Below are 21733 nucleotides of genomic sequence, written 5' to 3'. Positions count from 1 at the left end.
GGAGGACGTCATGAACATGAATCGTCGTCAGATGCTTGCCACCAGCGCTGCCGCGCTGGCGCTCGGCGGCAGCCTGCGCCCGGCGCGCGCCGCCGGGGTCCATGCCGATGAAATCGTCATCGGCGCGCATCTGGACCTCAGCGGTCCGGCTGCGGCGGGGATGCCCGCCTTGCGCAACGCCACCGATCTTGCCATCGCGCAGGCGAACGCGGCGGGCGGCATCCATGGCCGTCAGGTCCGCTGGATCGTCGAGGACAATGGCGGGCAGCCGCAGCTTGCCGTGCGCGCGGTGCAGAAGCTGATCCGCTCGGACGAAGTCTTCGCGCTGCTCAACAGCTTCGGCTCGGGCACCAACGCGGCGACGATGGGCCAGATCACCGGCTCGGGGACCATCGCCTTCGCGCCGTGGGCGGCCTCGGCCGTGATGCACCAGATCGCGGGCGGAGATCCGCATCTGTTCACCACGGTGCAGAACTACAACACCACGACGCAGCGCGCGCTTGAACGGGTGATCCCGGAATGGGGCTCGCAGCGGGTGGGCGTGATCTATCAGGAAGGCCCGTTCGGTGACCTGATCCGCGCGGGCGTCAACCCGGCGCTGGAATCGCTGGGCATGACCGTGACCGAGGAAGCCGCCTATCGCCCCGGCGATATCGACTTCTCAAGCCAGGTCGCGCGGCTGAGGGCGGCGGATGTCGATCTGATCGTCGCCGGCACCATCATCCGCGAAACCGTGGGCGTGATGACCGAGGTCAAGAAGCTGGGCTGGGACGACGTCAACGTGCTGACCGCGATTCCCGGACGCTCGACCATCGTGGCCCGGCTGGGCGGCGAGGATGTCGAGGGGCTTTACGGTATCGGCGGCTGGCGTCTGCATGGCGAGGACACGACGAACGAAGAGGCGCAGGCCTTCATCGCCGCCTATCGCGAGGCCTATGATTCGGTCCCCGATGAAAACGCGGCGAATGCCTATTCCTATGCCAACTGGTTCCTGAATTCGCTGCGCGCGGCGGGCGAGGATCTGAACGCCGAAACCTTCATCGCGGGTGCGAATGCGACCACGCATTCGGATTTCATGACCTATGGCGAGCAGCGTTTCGAGAACAACCACGCCATGCCCGAGATGATCTCGATCGACCGGGTCGAGGGCGGCAACTGGGTGCCCCAGACCGATCCGTTCTGACACGGCAGGGCGGGCCCGTCACAGGGCCCGCCCGATCCGTCACAGGGTCCGCTTGAACAGCGCGTCGACCGAGAACCGGCCGCCGCCCGCGCCGACGAAATACAGCGTCACCGCCGACCAGATGAGCGACAGCTCGGCGCCGCCATAGCCCTGATCCAGCTGGATCCAGTGGAAATACACCGTCACCAGCAGGATCACCGTCGCCCCGGCGGCGGCAAGGCGGGTCAGAAGACCCAGCGCCAGAAGCAGGCCGCCCAGGAATTCGGTCATCGACAGCGCGACGGACCAGAAGGCCGCCGGGGCAAAGCCGATGCCCGCGACCATCCCGGTCGCCCCCAGCGGATCGAGGAATTTGGGCCAGCCATGCACCATCAGCGCCACGCCGCAGATGACGCGCAGCCAGGTGAAGGCGAGGGGAGTCAAGGCGCCATAGAGCGGGGCAAGGGCGGGGATAAGCAGGGAATTGCGGGTGGGGTGCGTGGATTGATCGGTCATGTCATGTCTCCGGAAGCGCCTGCCATCACGGGCGGCGCGTGTCATTTGTGTGGGGTAAGATGTCGGAGGATCAGCCGCGCGGAGGCCGTCGCAACGGGTCGGGCGGGTGGTCCGGGAGACGGCGCGAAGCGGCCCGCGCGGCCAGCCGTCGCGGGCTCGGGGCAAAGGCCGGAGCCGCGGTGATCGCGGGCAGGATGCACGACAGGCAGGGCGGCTTTACCGTCTCTTTCGCGGTCGATGGCCGGGCGCTGCCGGGCACCGGCGCTTTGCAGATATCGAGCGCGGGTGCGCTGTCCCGACACGACCCCGCGGCCGCGAAGCCCGGCGCGCCACCAACCGGCAGCACGAGCGTCGCGACCAGCAAGGCGGTCAGCAGGGCATGAAGCAGGCGAGCCACATCCGGTCTCCGAGACGAACGCGCTTCGGGTCTCAGATCGCGCTGCGACAGGCAAGGGCAAAGGCCCGGTCTCACACCGAATTTATGCGCCGCCAGAACGCTTTGCCGAATGGCGGGGCAGAAACACGGCCCCTCGCTGCCCACCGGGCACCCCTTTGAAATGCGGCAGGCTGGGTGCGCATCCGTCCGAAACGGTCATTTCAGGCGATATGGATCGTCTTGACCTCGAGATAATTGTCCAGCCCTTCGGGCCCGCCCTCGCGCCCCATGCCGCTTTCGCGGTAGCCGCCGAACGGATGCTCGGGATCGACGATCAGCCCGTTGATGGTCAGCCCGCCGGTTTTCATCCGTTTGGCGAAACGATAGGCGCGCTCGACATCGCGGGAATAGACCGCGCCGTTCAGCCCGTAGCGCGTGGCGTTGGCCTTTCGCGCGGCGTCGTCCTCGTCGTCATAGCCGATGACCGACACGACCGGGCCGAAGATTTCCTCCCGCGCGATCTTCATGTCGGGCGTGACGTCGCTGAACACCGTGGGTTCGACATAGAACCCCTTGTCCAGCCCGCGCGGACGCCCGCCGCCACAGGCCAGAACCGCCCCGCCCGCGCGACCGGCGGCGATATAGCCTTCGACCTTCTCGCGCTGGCGGGCCATGGCCAGCGGGCCCATCTGGGTGGCGGGGTCGGCGGGATCGCCGACCTTCAGACCCCGGACGGCGGGCAGGAAGGTATCAAGAAACTCGTCCTTGCGGGCATTGGGCACCAGAAGCCGGGTGAGCGAGAAACAGACCTGCCCCGTGATCGGCATGGAATAGACCATGAGTGACGGCAGCGCCTGCTGGAAATCCGCATCGGGCAGCAGCACGGCGGCGGACTTGCCGCCCAGTTCCAGCGACACGCGCGCCAGCCGGTCGGCGCAGACCCGCATGATATGCTTGCCCACCTCGGTCGAGCCGGTGAAGCCCACCTTGTCGATCTCAGGATGCCGGATCAGGTGGTCGCCGCCCTCGCGCCCCGAGGGCACCAGGTTGAACACCCCGCGCGGCAGCCCGGCCTGTTCGATGCATTCGGCCAGGATATAGGCTTCGAGCGGGGTTTCGGGCGAGGGTTTGGCGACCATCGTGCAGCCCGCGGCCAGCCCGGCAGCAATCTTGTAGGTCAGCAGCACCATCGGCGCGTTCCACGGCGAGATCGCGGCGCAGACGCCCACCGGTTCGCGCAACACGCGCACGGCGCCGCCATCGGCGCGGCGGCGGTCGTCGCGGAACGGATAGGTTTCGATCAGGTCGGCGTAATAGCGAAACAGCGTCGCATTCTGGGGTACCAGCTTGCGCGTCAGGCTGATCGGCGCGCCCACCTGCGTCGTCCAGGCCCAGGCGATTTCTTCCAGCCGGTTGGTGATCAGCGCGGCGACGCGGCGCAGATACGAGGCGCGCTCGGACGGCTCCATCCGGGGCCAGGGGCCATGCTCGAACGCGTCGCGCGCGGCGGCGACGGCGGCGTCGATATCCTCGGGCGCGGCTTCGGGATACCGGATGATCGGCTCTTCGGTCACCGGCGAGACGATGTCCAGCATCCGGGGCGTGCGCGGGCGCACCCAGTCGCCGTTGATGAAAAAGCGCTCGGGCGCTTTCAGCGGGATCGCCGGGTTGCGGGTCATGGCTGCGCCTTCCTCAATCGTCGCGCCGGTCGCGGCGGCGCTTGCGGTCCAGATCGCCGTCGCGGATGTCATCGGTCAGCCGGTCCAGCACGCGGTGCAGGTTGGGTGCATGCACGGCCTGATCCAGCACCGATTCCAGCGCCGTCAGGATCGCCCCGCGCGAGCCTTCGACGGTGCCGACCTGATTGATGTTGATTTCCTTGATCTTCTCGGTTGGCTTCATCATTTCGCCCATGATTTTCGGCATCGCGTCCAGCCGCGCAAGTTCGGCCTCATGCGCCAGAACGGCATCCGAGCGGGTGTTCTCGGCGGCGATGCGGGCGGCCAGCGCTTCGGCGTCGGCCTTGGCGCGGGCCAGACCGGCCTCGGCGTCAAGCCGGGCGGATTCCAGCGCCTCGCCGGCCACCTTGCGCGCCGATTCCGCCGCGATCTCGGCCCGACGGGCGGCAGCGGTGGCTTCGGCCTCGGCCCCGACCACGCCCAGATCGCGCTTGCGCTCGGCCTCGGCCCCGGCGCGGGCGGTCTCGATCGCCTCATGCGCGCGGATCGCTTCGGCGCGGGCCAGATCGGCCTCGGCCTGCGCGCGGCTTTCCTCCTGGCTTTTCGCCAGAACCTGTACCGCGCGTTCCTGCTCGGCGATCTCCAGCGCGCGGGCGCGCAGGATCTCGGCCTCGCGGATCGCCTGTTCGCGGGCGATATCGGCGGCCTGGATGTCCTGCTCCATGCGGATCCGGGCCTCGGCGGCGGCGCGTTCGGCCTCGGCCTTGGCGCGGGCGATCTCGGCCAACTGGGTGGCCATCAGCGCCTCGATCTGCTGCGCCTGCGCGATCTCGGCGCGGCGTTCTTCAAGGTCGATCTCGAGCTGCCGGCGCGAGGCCTCCATCGCCGCGCGGCGCACGGAAACCTGCGTCTCGCCCTCGATCTCGGCGCGCTCGCGCTTGGACAGCGCCACCACCTCGGCCAGCTTGCGCAGGCCCACGGCGTTGAAGGCGTTGTTTTCGTCGAGCGCGGCAAAGGGTGTCTGATCCAGCGCCGAGAGCGACACGCTGTCCAGCGCAAGCCCGTAGCGCGACACGGATTTCGTCAGCGCCGCGCGCACCGCGTCGACGAATTCGGCGCGGTTTTCGTGCAACTCGTCCATCGTGTGCCGGGCCGCGACCGAGCGCAGCGCGTCGACCAGCATTCCCTCGATCAGCGCGCGCAGCTCGTCGGGCTGGAAACTGCGCCGTCCCAGAGCCTGCGCGGCGCGGGCCACGTCATCCTCGTTCGGCGGCACCGAAAGATAGAACTCGGCGCCCACATCGACCCTGAGCCGGTCGCGGGTGATCAGCGCCCGTTCGCCCTGCCGCTGAACGTCCAGCCGCAGGCTCTGCATGTTGACGCGGCTGACCTCGTGGAACCATGGCAGGGCCAGCACGCCGCCGTCGATGACGACCTTGCGCCCGCCGATCCCGGTCCGCACGAGGCTCACGGCATTGGTGGCCCTTTCATAGAACGCGGCGGCCAGCGCGATCAGCACGGCCAGTACGACGATCAAGGCGATGATCCAGAAGATGGTGCTCATCTGTCGGTCCTTTCCGGATGCCTCAAAGCCCCTCGAGGCGGGTTTGTGTCTGCGCCGAAAGCCCGCCATCGGCGGCAAGGCTGGCGCCCGTCAGACCCTGCGCAAGGTCAGACAGAAGGAAGATCGCGGCGCGCGCGGCGATGGAGGCGCCGTCACCCGCGTCGAGGCCAAGATCCGCCGCCAGCGCCAGCGGCAGGCGGCCATCGGGCGCGGCGGGGATCACCGCGTTGACCCGCAGGCCGGGCCAGGCGACCGCGCGCGATTGCGCCCAGGCGGTCATGGCCCAGCCGATCAGCCGGGGCGTGCGCGTGGGTTCGGCGTTCAGCGACCAGCGTTCCGCGAAGGCGTCGCAATCGCCCGGCGCAAGGCTGGCGCCCGCCCGGATGGCGGCAAGGGCCCCGGTCCGGTTGGCATCGGCCGTCGCACCGCGCACGACGATGCCCGCCCCCGGTGCCAGCCGCGGTGCCAGCAGCGCCGCCAGCCGTTTGGGCGCGGCCAGTCCATGCGCCAGTTGGCGCGCGGGCGGCCCGTCGGGCAGGGCGGGGAATAGTGCGAGGCCGTCCAGATCGTCGGGCAGCGCCTGCGCCAAGGCATCGACCGAGGCAGGATCGCCCGGATCGAGGCGGTAGAGTTCGGCCAGATGGTCGAAACGCGCTTCGCGGTCGATGCCCAGCACCTCGGCCCCCGCCGCCTCGGCTGCGCGCGCGACGGCAAGCCCGAGGCCCGAGCCCGAACCCATCACCGCGATGCGCTTGTCGCGCAGAAGGGGCGGATGCGCCGTCATCAGAAGACCGGCGGATAGGGGCGCCCGCCCCGGTCGAGGGTGATCCAGCGCGTTTCGGTGAAGGTCTCGATCGACCAGCGCCCGCCATGCCGCCCCAGCCCCGAGGCCTTGGACCCCCCGAAGGGTACATGCGGCTCATCGTTCACCGACGAGCAGTTGACGTGGCACATGCCGGTTTCCAGCTTGCGGGCCATGGCCAGCGCGCGGGCCTCGTCCTGCGTGATGATCCCCGCGCTCAGCCCGTATTCGGTATCGTTGTTCAGTGCGATCGCCTCATCATCCGTGCGGAAGGGGATCACGGGGACCACGGGGCCGAAAGTCTCGTCGCGGTAGACCAGCATGTCGGGGGTGACGCCGGTCAGGATGGTCGGTTCGACGAAGCGCCCGTTGATGCCGCCGCCGGTCACGACCTGCGCGCCCTTCGCAATGGCATCGTCCAGCTGCGCCTTCACCCGCGCGACCTGCCGGTCGTTGATCAGCGGGCCGATCACGTTGTTCCTGTCGGCGGTGTCGCCCACCTTCAGCCGCGCCGCGCGGGCCGCGAATTGTTCAAGGAAGGGCTGATAGATCGCTTCCTGCACCAGCACCTTTTCCACCGACATGCAGATCTGGCCCTGATGCATGAAGCTGCCGAAATTGGCGGCCTGCGTCGCGCGGTCCATATCGGCATCGTCGAGGATGATCAGGCTGTCCTTGCCCCCAAGTTCCACGCAGGCCTTCTTCAGATGGGCGCCCGCCTTGGCGGCGATGGCGCGGCCCACGGGGGTGGAGCCCGTGAACGAGATGCCCTTGACGAAAGGATGTTCGATCATCTCGTCGCCCATCGCGGCGACGCCCTCGCGCGAGCAGGTGACGACGTTGAACACCCCCGGTGGCACACCCGCTTCTTCCAGCACCTCGGCGAACCACAGCCCGCCGATGAAAGGCGTGTCCTCGGACGGTTTCAGCACGATGGTGTTGCCCGCAGCCAGCGCGAAGGCAAAGCCGCGCGCGGTCAGGACGCCCGGGAAGTTCCACGGGCTGATGACCGAGATCACCCCCATGGGCGAGCGGACCGCGCTGGAAAACTTGCCGTATTCGGACGGCAGCACCTCGCCCAGCGGCTGGTAGCAGATCGCGGCGGCCGAGCGGAAAACCTCGGTCACGTAATGCGCCTCGAACGCGCCCTTGCCGTACCAGCCGCCGCCCTCGGCCTGAACGGCGGCGATGAAGTCGGGCGCGCGGCGCTCCCAGACATCGCTGATCTTGTGCATCATATGCGCGCGTTCGGTGAACTTCATCGCCGCCCAGTCGGGAAAGGCGGCGTGCGCGGCCTCGATCGCGGCGGCGGCATCGGCGCGGGTGCCGTCGGGTGCCTCGGCCCAGAGCGCGCCGGTCGAGGGGTTGATATCCGCGAAGCTGCGCGCGGCGGGGATCCAGCGGCCACCGATATACTGACCGCGCAGCTTGATGGGGGCGGGCGTGTCACGCATCGCGGACCTCCGAGCGTTGGAATTGCGATGTGCCGGGGCGGCGGCGATAGATTTCGACCTTGCCGCCGGGCTGGGCTTGGGGCGCTTCGGGCGCGCGGGGCGCCGTCGGTGCAAGGGCTTGCGGCGGCGGGGCGGCGGGCCGCGCGGTCGGTCGCAGGGGCGGCAGGGGGCTGCGCGCGGCGCCGGGGTCGCGAGCCTTGCGGGCGGCCTCTTCGATGGCGTCGAGCGCGGCGCGCAGGGAGTCGGACCGCCGGGCCGTCGCCGCGTCGCGTTCGGCCTGTGTCGGCGGGGTATTGCGCGGTGCGGCGCTGACAGGGCGCACGGCTTTCCGCCCGGCGCCGGCAACGATGGCGTCTATGTCGAGCCCCGAAATCTCGCCCGAGGAGACGCTGCGCACGGGCCTTGCACGGACCTGCGGCGTCGCGGGAACGGGGGTGTGTTCGGCAACGGGCGCCGGAGCGGCGGGTTTCGCCGCCCCTTTCGGCGCCGTCGCATGGCCCGCTGCGCCGCCCAGGTAAGCGGCCTGAACCGCCGGGTCGTGCAGCAGGACCTGCGCCTTGTCCTCGCGCAGGATGCGACCGTTTTCCAACAGGTAACCCCGGTCGGCAATCGACAGGCTCAGCTTGGCGTTCTGTTCCACCAGCAGGATGCCCAGACCCGCATCGCGCACCGTTTTCAGCGTCTGGAACAGGTCCTTGGCCAGAAGCGGGGACAGGCCGAGACTGGGCTCGTCCAGCATCAGGATCTCGGGGTTCGACATCATCGCCCGGCCGATGGCGACCATCTGCTGCTCGCCGCCCGACATGGTGCGTGCCGCCTGACCGGCGCGTTCGCGCAGCTTCGGAAACAGGGTCGTCAGCCGGTCCAGATTGGCCTGAACCTCGTCCCGGGCGCGGGCCGGGTTGCCCCCCAGCACAAGGTTCTCGCGCACCGTCAGCTCGCCGAAGATGCCGCGCCCCTCAGGGACCAGCGCTATGCCGCGATCCACGACCTTGTGCGCGGGCAGGCCCAGAACCGGCTCGCCGTCGATGCTGACGCTGCCGCTGGTCTGACCTTCGCAGATCCCGGCAATGGCCTTGAGCAGCGTGGATTTCCCCGCGCCGTTGGCGCCCAGGATGACGACGATTTCGCCGGGTTTCACCCGCAGGCCCACGCTTTCCAGCGCGATATGCTTGCCGTAGCGGACCGACAGCTCCTGAACCTCAAGCATCGCCGTCTCCCAGATAGGCGCGGATGACCTCGCGGTCGGACAGAACCTCGGCCGGGGTGCCCTCGGCGATCTTGGCGCCCGAGGACATGACCACGCAGCGGTCGCACAGGCTGCGGATCGCATCCATGACGTGTTCCACCAGGATGATCGTGCGACCCTCTTCGCGCAAAGACCGTATCAGCGCGATGCCGGTGGACAGCTCGGTCGGGTTCAGCCCCGCCAGCCATTCGTCGAGCAGCAGCACCTTGGGGTCGCCCGCCAGCGCCCGCGCCAGTTCGACCCGCTTGGTGTCGATATAGGTCAGGGCCGAGACCGGCATGCCCGTCGCCTGACCCAGCCCCAGCCGCTCCAGCAGGCTACGCGCGAAATGCTCGGCCTCGTGGCCCCAGCGGCGGCGGTGGCCGAAGGCGGCGCCGGCCATGACATTCTCGATAACGCTCAGTTCCGGCAACAGGCGGACCAGCTGGAAGGTGCGGCCCACGCCCAGCCGCGCGACCTTGTGCGCGGGCTTGCCCGCCAGTTCGGCCCCCCGCAGCCGGATCGAGCCGGAACTCGGCGCGAAACTGCCCGAGATCATGTTGATCATCGTCGACTTGCCCGAACCGTTGGGGCCGATGATGCCCATCACCTCGTGTTCGGTGACGTCGAAGCTGACATCGCTGACCGCGACCAGCCCGCCGAAGCGTTTGGTGACATTGCGCGCTTCAAGGATCGTGCGGCTCATCCGTGGCCTCCGTAGCGGCGGCGCAGCCGGTCCCACAGGCCCACGAATCCGCCGGGCAGGACGTAGACGATCAGCAGAAAGGCAAGCCCCAGAAGCAAGAGCGTCTGGTTCGGCGCCTGCCGTGTGATGACCTCCCACAACAGGGTGAAGGGGATCACGCCCGCGACCGGCCCCCACAGGCGTCCGGTGCCCCCCAGAAGCGCCATGATGACGACCTGAAAGGACAGAAGCGGCGCGAAGGCGGTGGCGGGTTCGATGTAGATATAGCGCGGCGCCAGCATCGCGCCGGTGGCGGCGGCCACCGCGCCCGGCACCATGAACAGCGCCACCTTGGCCAGCGCGGTGTCGATGCCGGAATGCTTGGCGACCGTCTCGTCATTGCCGATGATCCTGAGCGCGAAGCCCAGCCGCGAGCGCCCGATCAGCCAGCCCAGCAGATAGACCAGCGCGCCGAGCCCGAGCAGCATCCAGTAGATCTCGCGCTCGGTGATCGAGGTCAGGACATACATGCCGCGATGCCCGGTCTGGTTCTGCACCCAGGTGACGACCTGCCGGACCATCTCGGCCATGCCCAGCGTGAAGATCACGAAATAGACCCCCGACAGCCGCAGCGTGACCAGCCCCACCAGGGCCGCCAGCACCGCGCCGATCCCGGCGGCGATCAGCGGCAGGGCCCAGAAGGGCAGCGCCTGAAAGCCCAGCCCGGTGACAAAGGTGCCGACCCCGAAAAACGCCGCCGTCGCCAGCGAGATGTAATGCGTGGGGCCGGAAAACAGCGCCCAACTGGTGGCCAGCACGGCGAACATCGCCATCGTCGTGCCCATCGTCAGCCAGTAGGGACTGCCATAGACCGGCAGCAGCGCGCAGAGCGCCAGAAGCCCGGCGGCGATCAGGAAATTGCGGATCTCGCGCGCGGTCATCCCCGGGCCTTTCCGAACAGGCCCTGCGGGCGGAACAACAGCACCAGCAGGAACAGCAGGTAGGCGGCCGCCAGCGTCAGGCCGGGATCAACGAGCCGCGCCACGGCGGTTTCCGCGATGCCCAGGATCACCGCCGCGACGATGGTGCCGCGAATGTCGCCGACGCCGCCCATAATGATGATGATCAGCGCCTTCATGGTGAACAGAACGCCGACCGAGGCATCGAGCGTGAAGAACATCGACACCAGCGCGCCGCCCGTTGCCGTGACCGCGCCCCCCAGCGCAAAGGCCAGCGCCGAGATCGCGCGCACATCGACCCCGACCAGCGGTGCCGAGGCCGGGTTGACCGAGACCGCGCGCAGTTTCAGCCCGGTCCGGGTATAGGTCAGCCACAGCCACAGCGCGCCGCCGATCACCACCGCCAGCGCGAAGGCCACGACGCGGTTCTGCGCGTAGGAGCTTGAGAACAGCTCGACCGGCTGGGCAAGGAAGGCGTAGTTGAAGTACCCGCCGCCGAAGGCCCAGGTCATGATGCCGACAAAGGCAAAGGACATGCCGAAGGTCGCAAGGATGCTGTCGACCTCGAGCGCGCCACGGCTTTTTGCGCGGTTGACCAGCGGCTGCAGCATGATCCGGTACAACAGCCAGTTCACCGCGAAGGCGACGGGGGCGATAACGATCAGGCCCACGACCGGGTTGATTTGCCCGGCGGTGTAGAACCAGAAGGCCGCGAAACCGCCCGCGACCAGCATCTCGCCATTGGCCAGATTCATGATCCGCGCGACGCCGTATTGCAGGTTCAGCCCCAGCGCGATCAAGGCATAGGTGCCGCCCAGCAAAAGGCCGGTTATCAGGATGAACATCGACTGCGTCCGATCAGCTCAGGAAAGGGCGGGTCAGGAAGGACCGGGTCGGGAAAGGGCGGCACCGCGCGGCGCCGCCCCGATCCGGTCAGTTCCAGCCGTCGAAGGCTTCGACTTCGGCGACGCCGTCGCGCCCTTGCGAAGCCACGCCCCGGAACACGCCGTCTTGCCACTGGCCCACGGTCCAGTAGCGCTCGTTGTCATTGTTCTCGTTGAAATTCACCGGCCCGAGGATCGTTTCATATTCGTGGGAACGGTCCTGCAGATAGGCCAGCACTTCGGCGCGGTCGGTCGTGCCGGCCCCCTCGATCGCCTGACCCAGGATTTCCAGCGCGGCATAGGTCGCGGCCGAGGCCCAGTAATCCGGCGCCTGGCCAGCCATTTCCATATGCGCCTGCGCGAATTCCTGGAAGGCGGGGTCGTCGGCATTCACGCCGCCCATGCCCAGCACACCCTCGATCTGATCGCCGAACCGCTCCTGATAGGCCGGGAAGGCGGTGGCGACGGCGGTGAAGAACACCTGCGGTGCGAAGTTCTGCACGATGGCCTGATCGGTCAGCGCGAAGGTGTCGCCGGGATAGGACCACGCGATGAAGGCATCGGCCTCGGCGGCGCGGGCGCCGTCGATGACGGGCGCCAGATCCTGCGTGCCCAGCGGATACGAGGTCTCGTAGACGATCTCGAACCCGTTCTCTTCCAGGATCGCCTTCGAGATACCGGCCATCTCGATGCCGAAGGCGTCGGCCACGTTGACCAGCGCCACGCGGTCGCCCAGCTCGCCCCGCTCGCGCATGTCGACCAGAAGCTGCGCGGTATCCTGCGCCATCACGCTGGTGCGGCCCAGCACGAAGAACATGTTGGGGAATTGCGCGGCCAAGGCAGGCTGCTGGTCGGTCACGGCGGTGCCGGTGATCATCGGATAGCCCAGCTGCGCGAAGATCGGCGCGGCGGCAAGGTTCAGGCCGGTGGAATAGGGGGCGACCATGAAGTCGACCTCGTCCTGCGTGGCCATGCGCTGGGCGGCCTGAATCGCCTGCTGCGGGTTGGTCTGGTCGTCGTATTCGACCAGCTCGATGGTCATCTGCTGGTCGCCGACCTGAAGGCCCCCGGCCGCGTTCGTCTGCTGCACCCAGAGCCGCACGGCGGGCCAGTGCGTCACCGTAGCCCCCCCGGCAAGCGGTCCGGTCTGCGGCGCGGCGGCGCCCAGAAGGAGCGTGTCCTGCGCCGAGGCCGCGCCAAGGCTGCCTGCGAACAGGGCGGCGGCGGCCGCACCCGTCAGGATCGTTCTGCGAATCATGGTCTCTCTCCCTGTTATGCCGATGCCGGTTGTCACACCGGCCCCGTTCTTTGTTCCTTGCCGGACGCGCCGGCCCGTTTGGGTCCGGCATGACGGACCGGGCCCTTGCGGCAGTCCGTCGCGGTCGTCGTGCAAAGATCCGGTGCCTCCCTCCCGAAGCACGCTGAGTATTCATTCTGGACGAAGGCGGATTCTTTTCAAGTGCCTGTGATCCAGTTTTTGCCCCCCGGCGAATAAACTTCGCACCCGGCGGCGAGAATGGCCTGAAAGCAAGTGCATGTGCGAAAGAAATCCGTCCCGGATCGGGTGATCCGACAGGGCGGAAAGGGGCTGTGCGCACGCTTTCCCGGCCGCTTCGGTTCGCGGTCTTGCCGGCGTTCAATGTATACATCCACCCCTTGGCGCGAGCTGCGCGGGGATCCACCCGCGCCGGAAATGGATCATTGCACGGCGGCGCCGTTCTGGGCACGATGGGGCAAAACGCATCGAAAGGTGAGCAGAACGATGCAGATGAACCGTCGCCTTTTCGGGCTGGGGATTTCCGCCCTTGCCCTCTCCGCCTGTTCGCGCTCCGTCGCGAGCCGCCTGAGCACCGACGCGCCCGACACGCTTCCGCCCGACCTGCTGCCCGCAGCGAACGCCGATTACGACGCGTGGGTCGCAGCGTTCCGGGCACGGGCGACGTCGCAGGGGATTTCCGAATCGACGCTGAACACGGCGTTTCGCGGGGCGGGCTTCCTGCCCGGCGTCGTGACGCGCGACCGCAACCAGACCGAGTTCCGGCGCTCGCTGGAGGATTACCTGTCCATCGCCGCCTCGGACGAGCGGGTCGAGAAGGGGCGCCAGGCGCTGGCCCGCCATCGCGCCACGCTCGAAGCGATCGAGGCCGAGAGCGGCGTCGACAAGGAGATCGTCACGGCGATCTGGGGGCTGGAAAGCTATTACGGCGAGCGGCAGGGCCTGATCCCGGTCATCTCGGCCACCTCGACGCTGGCCTATGAGGGCCGTCGCGGGCGCTATTTCGAACGCGAGCTGATCGCCGCGCTGCGGATCGTGCAGAACGGCGATATCCCGGCGCGCCAGATGACCGGCAGCTGGGCGGGGGCGATGGGCCATACCCAGTGCATGCCCACGGTGTTCCAGGAATACGCGGTTGATTTCACCGGCGACGGACGGCGCGACATCTGGTCGGCCGACCCGTCCGACGCGCTGGCGACCACGGCGGCCTATCTGCGCCGGCACGGCTGGACGCGCGGGCTGCGCTGGGGCGGTGAAGTCGGGTATGGCGAGCCCGAAGGCACGATCATCCAGCCGCAGGACGGCGGGCCGCGCTTTTCCACGACCAGCAATTTCCGGGTGATCAAGCGCTATAACCCGTCGGACGCCTATGCACTGGGCGTGGGGCATCTGGCCGACCGGATCGGCGGGGCCGGCCCGTTGCGCGGCACCTTCCCGCCCGACGAATACGGTCTGACCCGCGCCGACCGGATCCGGCTGCAAGAGCGTCTGACCGCGCGCGGTTTCGACACGCAGGGTGCGGACGGGGTGATCGGGGACAATACGGAAACCGCGATCCGGGAGTTCCAGGCGAGCCAGGGCATGCCGGTCACGGGCACGCCCTCGCAGGATCTGCTGCGGCGTCTGGGCTAGGCCCGGATACGGAACGTGCCGCCTAACCGGGGAGAGATCGACATGCCCAGAATCCTGATCGCCGGAGCGGGAATCGGCGGGTTGTCTGCGGCGCTCTGCCTGCACGAGGCGGGCTTCGCGGTGACGGTGTTCGAATCGGTTGCGCAGATCCGGCCGCTGGGGGTGGGCATCAACGTGATGTCCTCGGCCGCGCTGATCCTGCGGGATCTGGGCCTTGCCGACGCGCTGGACCAGACCGCGATCCGGACCCGCTGCATCGAGTATCGCACGCGTTTCGGCCATCTGATCCAGTCCGATCCGCGCAGCATGGAGGCGGGATTTCCCGCGCCGCAATACTCGGTCCATCGCGGGGAATTGCAGTTCCTGCTGCTCGCCGCCCTGCGCGAACGCGCGGGTGACGTGGTCGAAACCGGGCGGCCGGTCAGCGGCTACCGGCAGGACGCGGACGGGGCCGGTCTGGTCTTCGCGGATGGCCGGGTCGAACGCGGCGATCTGGTTATCGGCGCCGAGGGTTTGCGCTCGCCCCTGCGCGCGCAGATGCATCCCGATGACGGGCCGCTGAATTACGAAGGCACGATGATGTTCCGGGGCGCTCTGGACATGCCGGTGATCGGCGACGGGCGCACGATGGTCATCGCCGGCGACCACGATTGCAAGTTCGTCACCTATCCGATCAGCGAACAGGCGCGCCGGAAAGGCCGCGCGCTGACCAACTGGGTGGCCGAACTCCGGCATTCCGCGCCGCGTCATATCGACGATGCCGACTGGCGGCGCGGGGCGACAATGGATTACGTCACCCCGTTCCGGGATTTCCGGATGCCCGACATGGATATCGCCGCGATCCTCGAGGCCACGGATAACGTGACCGAATTCCCGATGATCGACCGCGATCCGCTGCCCTTCTGGACCGATGGCCGGGTCACCCTGCTGGGGGATGCCGCGCATCCGATGTATCCCATCGGTGCCAACGGCGCGAGCCAGGCCATTCTGGATGCAAGCGCGCTTGCCGCGGCTTTGGCAGAGGATCCGGGGCCGGGGGGACTGAAAACCTATGAGGCCGCGCGCCTTCCGGTTGCCACGAACGTGGTCCGCGCGAACAGGCTGGGCGGGCCCGAGCAGGTGCTCGACATCGCCGCCGCGCGGGTGAGGGGGCCCGACGACCGGATCGAGGATCTGATCACCAAGGAAGAGCTGGAAGAGGTCGCCGCGAATTACCGCCGGATCGCGGGATTCGACAAGGCGGGTGCATAGGGGCGTCTGCTGGATTCCGGCGCGACCACAGGGGCCGCACCGGAAGGGTCGTATCGCGGGCTCAGCGTGCGAAGGGGTCGGACAGCGCGGGCAGCACCATGCCGGTGCAATCGCCGAAGCCGATCGTGTAGCCGTCGCCGTGGCAGGCGCCCTTCAGGGTCAGCGTGTCGCCGTCCTCAAGGAAATTGCGCGTTGCGCCGCCTTCCAGCGCCACCGGCTCCTTGCCGCCCCAGCTGAGTTCCAGAAGCGAGCCACGGCTTTCCTTGGTCTCGCCGGAAATGGTGCCCGAACCCAGAAGATCGCCCACCCGCATCGGGCAGCCCGAGGTGGTGTGATGCGCCAGTTGCTGGGCCGAGGAATAGTACATTTCCTTGTAGTTCGTGCGCGCGATCTCGGTCGCCTGGCCGCCTTCGGGCGTCAGCTCGACGGACAGGTCGATGTCGTAGAGCATAGGCCGGGGCTCTTCGAGATACGGCAGCAGCGGCTTTTCGCGCGGCGGGGTGGACGCCCGGAACGGCGCCAGCGCGGGCTTGGTGACGATCCACGGGCTGATCGTGGTGGCCGTGGCCTTGGCCTGGAACGGGCCCAGCGGCTGGTATTCCCAGGCCTGGATATCACGCGCCGACCAGTCGTTGAGCAGCACATAGCCGAAGATCATGTCGTCGGCTTCGGCCACGGTCACCGGGCCGCTCGACGGCTTGCCGACGATGGCGCCCATTTCCAGTTCCAGGTCGAAACGCGCGCAGGGAGCGAAGCGCGGCGCGTCGTCCTGCGGGCCTTTCAGCTGACCCCAGGGACGGCGCACGCCGGTGCCCGACACCACGACCGACGAGGCGCGGCCGTTATAGCCGATCGGGATATGCAGCCAGTTGGGCGGCAGCGCGTTCTCGGGGCCGCGGAACATCGTGCCCACGTTGAAGGCGTGGTTCTTGCCGGCGTAGAAGTCGGTATATTCCGACACCCGGAACGGCATGTGCATGGTCACGCCGGACAGCGGATGCAGGTATTGCGCGACCTGATCCTGCGTCGAGGACGCATCCGACAGATGCCCCAGCAGCGCCGAGCGCAGCTTTTCCCACATCGCCGGACCGGCCTCCATCAGCGGGTTCCAGACGCCGCTTTGCAACAGCGCGGTGTCCGAGATCCGCAGCAGGCCGGCCTTTTCCATCCCGGCCACGTCCAGCACCTGATCGCCGATCGCGACCCCGCAACGCGGCTGCGCACCGGGCGTCGAGAACACGCCATAGGGCAGGTTGTTCAGCGGAAAGGGGCAGTCGGGGGTGTTGGCGCTGTCGATCCAGCTACGCATGAGGGTCATGTAACGTCCTGTCGGTCATGTGTCTTTCGGGCGAATGCCCGGGTCAGATAGGGCCTGAACCGGGCATTCGCCAGAGCGCGGGGTCCGGATGCCCGCCAAAGAGCATCCGGAGCGGTCACTTGATGCCGGGTTTGCCGTCGAATTTCTTCTCGAGCGTGGTCCAGCATTCCAGATATTCGTCCTGCAGCGGCGCCTCGGTCGCGGCCCATTCGGTCAGGTGCTGCGGGAAGCGGGTCTCGAACATGAAGGACATGGTGTTGTCCAGCAGGTGCGGCTTCAGGTCGGCATTCGACGCGCCCTCGAAGGCGTCGCGGTCCGGCCCGTGCGGCAACATGCAATTGTGCAGGCTCAGGCCCCCCGGCTGGAAGCCCTGCGGCTTGGCGTCGTACTGGCCATAGATGTTGCCCATTAGCTCGGACATGATGTTCTTGTGGTACCACGGCGGGCGGAAAGTGTTCTCGGCCACCATCCAGCGCTCGCGGAACAGCACGAAATCGATATTCGCCGTGCCTTCCTGCCCCGAGGGCGCGGTCAACACGGTGAAGATCGACGGGTCCGGGTGGTCGAACAGAAGCGCGCCCACCGGCGAATAAGTGCGCAGGTCGTATTTTACCGGGCAGTAATTGCCGTGCCACGCCACCACGTCCAGGGGCGAATGGCCGATGAAGGTCTCGTGGAACTGGCCGCACCACTTGATGACCACGCGGCTTTCGACCTCGCGATCCTCGAACGCGGCGACCGGGGTCTTGAAGTCGCGCGGGTTTGCCAGGCAATTCGCGCCGATCGGCCCGCGGTTGGGCAGATCGAACTTCTGGCCGTAGTTCTCGCACACGAAGCCGCGGCAGGGGCCTTCCAGCACCTCGACCCGGTACACCAGCCCGCGCGGCAGGATGGCGATTTCCTTGGGTTCAAGGTCGATGATCCCCATCTCGGTGCAAAACCGCAGACGGCCTTCCTGCGGCACGACCAGCAGCTCGCTGTCGGCGGAATAGAAGTATTCGTCCACCATCGAGGCGGTCACGAGGTAGACATGGCTTGCCATGCCGACCTGCGTGTTCACGTCGCCCGCCGTGGTGACGGTGCGCATCCCGGTGATCCAGGTGTAGCTTTCGCCCGCGCCCGGCATCGGCACCGGATCCCAGCGATACTGGCCCAGGCTGATGACATCGGGCAGCACATGCGGCGCGGTCTTCCAGCCCGTGACCTCGATCTTCCTGAAGCGCGCGGTGTGCTTGACCGAGGGGCGGATCCGGTAGCACCAGGTCCGCTCGTTCTGGCCGCGCGGCGCGGTGAAGGCGGTGCCGGAAAGCTGCTCGGCATAAAGGCCGTAATTGCATTTCTGCGGGCTGTTCTGCCCCTGCGGCAGCGCATCGGGCAGCGCCTCGGTCTCGAAATCGTTGCCGAAGCCCGGCATGTAGCCTTCATGCGGACCGTTATGGGTCGTGGCACGGATCATGCCTTTCGGCAGGCTCTGGTCGGTCATGGCTGACTCCTCTTGGCGGCGTTCGGCCTCTGTCTTTCGGATACAGGCTCTCGCGGGTCTCGCGCAAACATTTATTGCACATGCAACAAAGTCAAGCCCCGGATCGGCCGGGCGCGCGTGTTGCCGCCGTGCCGGATTGTCCGGGCTTGATCGTCGCGGCGCCTGCCCTGCATTGATTTCATCAGGCGAGTGTGATCCGTTGACGCACCCTTTCCCCGCCATGCCGGACCCGATGACCGACGCCGACAGATTCGACCTGAACGAGTTCCTCCCCTACCGCCTGAACGCCGCTGCCAGCCGGATCAGTCGCGCCTTTTCCGAACGCTACCGCGAGGAATTCGGCATCTCGATCCCCGAATGGCGGGTGCTGGTGCATCTGCATCACGCGGGCGACGTGTCCGTGCGCGATATCGAGGCGCGGGTGGACATGGAGAAATCCAAGGTCAGCCGCGCCGCCTCGCGGCTGGAAACGGCGGGCTACATCACCAAGGGCGTGAACGATACCGACCGCCGTCTCCTGGTCCTCAGGCTCACCGACAAGGGCGAGGCGCTGGTCGCCCGCCTGCTGCCGGTCGCGATGGAATACCAGGACGAGATGCGCGCCCGCCTTGGCCCGCTGGCCGAAGGTCTGGAAGCGGGGCTCTCGGCGCTTCTGTCGGACAACGCATGATCCGCGCGCTGGCGCTGATCCTGCTGTGCCAGCTTGCCGGTGAAATCACCGCGCGCGGGCTTGCATTGCCGGTGCCCGGCCCGGTTCTGGGCATGGTGCTGCTGCTGGGGCTGATGAAGGCTTCTGAAAGGCTCGCGCGGCAGGTGACGCCGGTGGGCGAGGGCATCCTTGCCCATCTGTCGCTGCTTTTCGTGCCGGCCGGGGTCGGTGTCGTCGGCCATCTGGGCACGCTGGGCACGCAGGCGCTGGGGCTGGGCGTGGCGATATTCGTCTCGACCGCGCTGGCCATCGCGGCGGGGGCGCTGGCCTTCACGCTGGTGGCGCGCTGGACCGGAGGCGCGGGCGAGGATGCGTGACGTGGGCGATATCTGGTCCTACCTCGCCGAAGGTCCGCTTCTGTGGCTGACGCTGACACTGGTGGCCTATGCGCTGGCCGAGACGATTTCGCAGGCGGCGGGTCGCCACCCGCTGGCCAACACGGTGCTGATCTCGGTGATCCTGCTGGGGCTGATGCTGTGGGGGACCGGGATGCCCTACGCCACCTATTTCGAAGGCGCGCAATTCGTGCATTTCCTGCTGGGCCCGGCGACCGTCTCGCTGGCGATCCCGCTCTTTGCGCAGGGTGCGCGGCTCAGGCGCGCGGTGTTGCCGGTGCTTGCGGGCGTGGGGGTGGGATCGCTGGTCGCGGTCACCTCGGCGCTGGCGATTGCGCGGGTGCTGGGCGTCGACCCGCCGACCCTCGCCGCGCTGGCCCCCAAAAGCACCACGGCGCCGGTCGCCATCGGCATCGCCCAGTCGCTGGGCGGCTCGCCCACGCTGGCGGCGGTGCTGGTGATCCTGACCGGCATCACCGGCGCGCTGATCGCCACGCCGCTGCTGAACGCGCTGGGCCTGCGTGACTGGCGCGCGCGCGGTCTTGCGGTCGGCACCGCCGCGCATGGCATCGGCACGGCGCGCGCCTTTCAGGTGCACCCGACGGCCGGCGCCTTCGCCGGGATCGGCATGGGGCTGAACGCGATCCTGACCGCGCTTCTGGCGCCCGTCGTGCTGCGGCTGTTCCTGTAGCGCGGACGGAAGGCCCCGGGGGCCAGCCCCCGGTCCCCCGGGATATTTATCGAACAAAGAGGCGCGGATTCGGGCTTCGGGCATCTTTGTTCCGAAAATATCCTGGGGGTGAATGGGCGCAGCCCAGAGGGGGCAAAGCCCCCTTCCTTCCGCCGTCCCGGCATGGCACATCATCGCGAAAGGAGGCGCCGATGCCCGATTATCCAGCCCTTGCCGCCACGATCCGCGCCCTGACGCAGGGCGAGACCGATACCGTCGCGCTGATGGCGACTTTGGCCTGCGAAGTGCATCACTCGGATGATCGCTTCGACTGGACCGGCTTTTACCGCGTGACCGAGCCGGGATTGCTGAAGATCGGCCCTTATCAGGGCGGGCATGGCTGCCTGGTGATCCCGTTCGACAGGGGGGTCTGCGGCGCGGCGGCGCGCACGGGCGAGGTGCAGCTGGTGCCCGATGTGGATGCCTTTCCCGGCCATATCGCCTGCGCGTCCTCGACCCGGTCCGAGCTGGTCCTGCCGGTTTTCAACGCCTCGGGGACGGTGATCGGGGTGTTCGACCTCGACAGCGACCGGCCCGATGCCTTCACCCCTGAGGACGCGCGCGAATTGGCGGCGATCCTGAAGGAAACCTTCTCGGGAGTCTGACATGGTTCATCTGTGGGTCCGGGCCGAACAGCGGCCCAACGAGGAGCGCGTGGGCCTGATGCCCGAGGGCGCCGCCGCGCTGATCGCGCAGGGGTTCCGCGTCACGATCGAGGAAAGCCCGGCGCGCGCGGTGCCGTTGCAGCCCTATCTGGAAGCCGGTTGCGAGCGGGCTCCCTTCGCCAGCTGGCCGCAGGCGCCGGCCGATGCGATCATCTTCGGGCTGAAGGAATTGCCCGCCGACGGCACGCCGCTCACGCACCGGCACATCCTGTTCGGCCATGCCTACAAGGGTCAGCCCGATGGCCCCGCTTTGCTGGCGCGGTTCAAAGCCGGGGGCGGGGCGCTGTACGATCTGGAATCGCTGGTCGACGAGACCGGGCGCCGCGTCGCTGCCTTCGGCTATTGGGCGGGGTTCGCGGGGGCGGGCGTCACCGTGAAGGCCTGGGCGGCGCAGCAGGCGGGCGGGATCTGCCCGCCGGTCGCGCGCTTTGCCGATCAACAGGCCATGGTGGCCGAGTTGACGCGGGATCTGGCCGGGCGCAAGCCGGGCGCGCTGATCATCGGCGCGCTGGGCCGGGTCGGTCGCGGCGCGGGGGATCTGCTGGAGGCGCTGGGCCTGCCGGTTACGCGCTGGGACATGGCCGAGACGGAATCGGGCGGGCCCTTCCCCGAGATCCTTTCGCATGAGCTGTTCTTCAACTGCATTCTGGCGCGGCCGGGATGTCCGGTCTTCGTGCCGCAAGCGGCCCTTGCCGGTCCGCGCAAACTGACCGCCATCGGCGATATCGCCTGCGATCCGGGCAGTGCCTACAACCCGGTGCCGGTCTATGACCGGGCGACCGACTGGGCCGCGCCGGTGATCCGCGTGCATGCCGAGCCGCGGCTCGACGTGATGGCGATCGACAACCTGCCGTCGCTCTTGCCGGTCGAGGCCTCGGAGGATTTCGCGTCACAGTTGTTGCCGCACCTTATGACGCTGAACGCGCCCGAGACCGGCGTCTGGGCGCGCGCGAAGGCGGAATTCGACCGTTTCACAGGTTAAAAGCCCGTCCGAGGGGTTTTCGAATCTGCGCTTTGCAGGCATA

21 protein-coding genes are annotated in these 21733 nt (G+C 68.0%); 8 read left to right on the top strand and 13 right to left on the bottom strand.

Features of this window, described 5'->3' with window-relative positions:
• Window positions 1-10 precede the first annotated feature (10 nt).
• Window positions 11-1183 carry an ABC transporter substrate-binding protein gene (locus C4N9_RS00700; RefSeq protein ID WP_109531369.1) on the top strand — a complete coding sequence of 391 codons (1173 nt, stop codon included), beginning with the start codon at window positions 11-13 and terminating at the stop codon, window positions 1181-1183.
• Between the two features lie 39 nt (window positions 1184-1222).
• Here the strand turns inward: C4N9_RS00700 and C4N9_RS00695 are convergent, their stop codons facing one another.
• The 11 genes from C4N9_RS00695 to C4N9_RS00645 all read right to left on the bottom strand — a co-directional run bounded on the left by C4N9_RS00695 (window position 1223) and on the right by C4N9_RS00645 (window position 12567).
• Window positions 1223-1678, bottom strand: a complete 456-nt coding sequence (locus C4N9_RS00695) for a DoxX family protein (protein ID WP_109531368.1) — start codon at window positions 1676-1678, stop codon at window positions 1223-1225.
• 70 nt (window positions 1679-1748) lie between these two features.
• Window positions 1749-2075 (bottom strand): hypothetical protein, encoded by a 327-nt coding sequence (locus tag C4N9_RS21630; protein WP_146195099.1) that lies wholly within the window; start codon window positions 2073-2075, stop codon window positions 1749-1751.
• A gap of 200 nt (window positions 2076-2275) precedes the next feature.
• On the bottom strand, window positions 2276-3733 hold the full coding sequence (locus C4N9_RS00685; protein ID WP_109531730.1) for an aldehyde dehydrogenase: 1458 nt from the start codon (window positions 3731-3733) through the stop codon (window positions 2276-2278).
• A 13-nt stretch (window positions 3734-3746) separates the two neighbouring features.
• Entirely contained in the window at window positions 3747-5297 is a 1551-nt protein-coding gene (locus C4N9_RS00680) for a flotillin family protein (protein ID WP_109531366.1), read from the bottom strand.
• A gap of 22 nt (window positions 5298-5319) precedes the next feature.
• Entirely contained in the window at window positions 5320-6081 is a 762-nt protein-coding gene (locus tag C4N9_RS00675; RefSeq protein WP_109531365.1) for a Rossmann-fold NAD(P)-binding domain-containing protein, read from the bottom strand.
• Window positions 6081-7553 carry an aldehyde dehydrogenase family protein gene (locus tag C4N9_RS00670; protein ID WP_109531364.1) on the bottom strand — a complete coding sequence of 491 codons (1473 nt, stop codon included), beginning with the start codon at window positions 7551-7553 and terminating at the stop codon, window positions 6081-6083. The genes C4N9_RS00675 and C4N9_RS00670 overlap by 1 nt, the downstream gene beginning before the upstream one ends.
• A complete protein-coding gene (locus tag C4N9_RS00665) occupies window positions 7546-8763 on the bottom strand; it encodes an ABC transporter ATP-binding protein (protein ID WP_109531363.1) in 1218 nt (405 codons plus the stop codon). Before C4N9_RS00665 ends, C4N9_RS00670 begins: the two co-directional genes overlap by 8 nt.
• Window positions 8756-9487, bottom strand: coding sequence for an ABC transporter ATP-binding protein (locus C4N9_RS00660; RefSeq protein ID WP_109531362.1), 732 nt, complete (start codon window positions 9485-9487; stop codon window positions 8756-8758). Before C4N9_RS00660 ends, C4N9_RS00665 begins: the two co-directional genes overlap by 8 nt.
• Window positions 9484-10407 (bottom strand): branched-chain amino acid ABC transporter permease, encoded by a 924-nt coding sequence (locus tag C4N9_RS00655; RefSeq protein WP_109531361.1) that lies wholly within the window; start codon window positions 10405-10407, stop codon window positions 9484-9486. Before C4N9_RS00655 ends, C4N9_RS00660 begins: the two co-directional genes overlap by 4 nt.
• Window positions 10404-11270: a branched-chain amino acid ABC transporter permease gene (locus tag C4N9_RS00650; RefSeq protein WP_109531360.1), complete on the bottom strand. Its 867-nt coding sequence runs from the start codon at window positions 11268-11270 to the stop codon at window positions 10404-10406. The genes C4N9_RS00655 and C4N9_RS00650 overlap by 4 nt, the downstream gene beginning before the upstream one ends.
• 88 nt (window positions 11271-11358) lie before the next feature.
• Window positions 11359-12567, bottom strand: a complete 1209-nt coding sequence (locus tag C4N9_RS00645; RefSeq protein ID WP_109531359.1) for an amino acid ABC transporter substrate-binding protein — start codon at window positions 12565-12567, stop codon at window positions 11359-11361.
• Window positions 12568-13071: 504 nt separating this feature from the next.
• Here C4N9_RS00645 and C4N9_RS00640 point away from each other — a divergent pair.
• The gene (locus C4N9_RS00640; RefSeq protein WP_109531358.1) at window positions 13072-14217 is read left to right on the top strand and encodes a lytic murein transglycosylase; all 1146 of its coding nucleotides are present in this window, start codon (window positions 13072-13074) and stop codon (window positions 14215-14217) included.
• 42 nt (window positions 14218-14259) lie between these two features.
• Complete coding sequence (locus C4N9_RS00635) at window positions 14260-15468, top strand: FAD-dependent monooxygenase (RefSeq protein WP_109531357.1); 1209 nt, start codon at window positions 14260-14262, stop codon at window positions 15466-15468.
• Between the two features lie 61 nt (window positions 15469-15529).
• Here C4N9_RS00635 and fahA read toward each other — a convergent pair whose 3' ends face one another.
• Window positions 15530-16786, bottom strand: a complete 1257-nt coding sequence (gene fahA / locus C4N9_RS00630; RefSeq protein WP_109531356.1) for a fumarylacetoacetase — start codon at window positions 16784-16786, stop codon at window positions 15530-15532.
• 115 nt (window positions 16787-16901) lie between these two features.
• Window positions 16902-18269: a homogentisate 1,2-dioxygenase gene (hmgA, locus tag C4N9_RS00625; RefSeq protein WP_109531355.1), complete on the bottom strand. Its 1368-nt coding sequence runs from the start codon at window positions 18267-18269 to the stop codon at window positions 16902-16904.
• Window positions 18270-18501: 232 nt separating this feature from the next.
• Here hmgA and C4N9_RS00620 point away from each other — a divergent pair, with 232 nt between their 5' ends.
• The 5 genes from C4N9_RS00620 to C4N9_RS00600 all read left to right on the top strand — a co-directional run bounded on the left by C4N9_RS00620 (window position 18502) and on the right by C4N9_RS00600 (window position 21690).
• Entirely contained in the window at window positions 18502-18939 is a 438-nt protein-coding gene (locus tag C4N9_RS00620; protein WP_109531354.1) for a MarR family winged helix-turn-helix transcriptional regulator, read from the top strand.
• On the top strand, window positions 18936-19295 hold the full coding sequence (locus C4N9_RS00615) for a CidA/LrgA family protein (protein ID WP_109531353.1): 360 nt from the start codon (window positions 18936-18938) through the stop codon (window positions 19293-19295). Before C4N9_RS00620 ends, C4N9_RS00615 begins: the two co-directional genes overlap by 4 nt.
• Window positions 19288-20004, top strand: a complete 717-nt coding sequence (locus tag C4N9_RS00610) for an LrgB family protein (RefSeq protein ID WP_109531352.1) — start codon at window positions 19288-19290, stop codon at window positions 20002-20004. Before C4N9_RS00615 ends, C4N9_RS00610 begins: the two co-directional genes overlap by 8 nt.
• Window positions 20005-20195: 191 nt before the next feature.
• Window positions 20196-20648: a GAF domain-containing protein gene (locus tag C4N9_RS00605; RefSeq protein ID WP_109531351.1), complete on the top strand. Its 453-nt coding sequence runs from the start codon at window positions 20196-20198 to the stop codon at window positions 20646-20648.
• A 1-nt stretch (window position 20649) separates the two neighbouring features.
• Complete coding sequence (locus C4N9_RS00600; RefSeq protein WP_109531350.1) at window positions 20650-21690, top strand: saccharopine dehydrogenase; 1041 nt, start codon at window positions 20650-20652, stop codon at window positions 21688-21690.
• Window positions 21691-21733: the final 43 nt, after the last annotated feature.

The organism is Pararhodobacter marinus (genome assembly GCF_003122215.1).
GTDB lineage: Bacteria > Pseudomonadota > Alphaproteobacteria > Rhodobacterales > Rhodobacteraceae > Pararhodobacter > Pararhodobacter marinus.
This window is presented reverse-complemented; position numbering and strand designations above follow the sequence as displayed.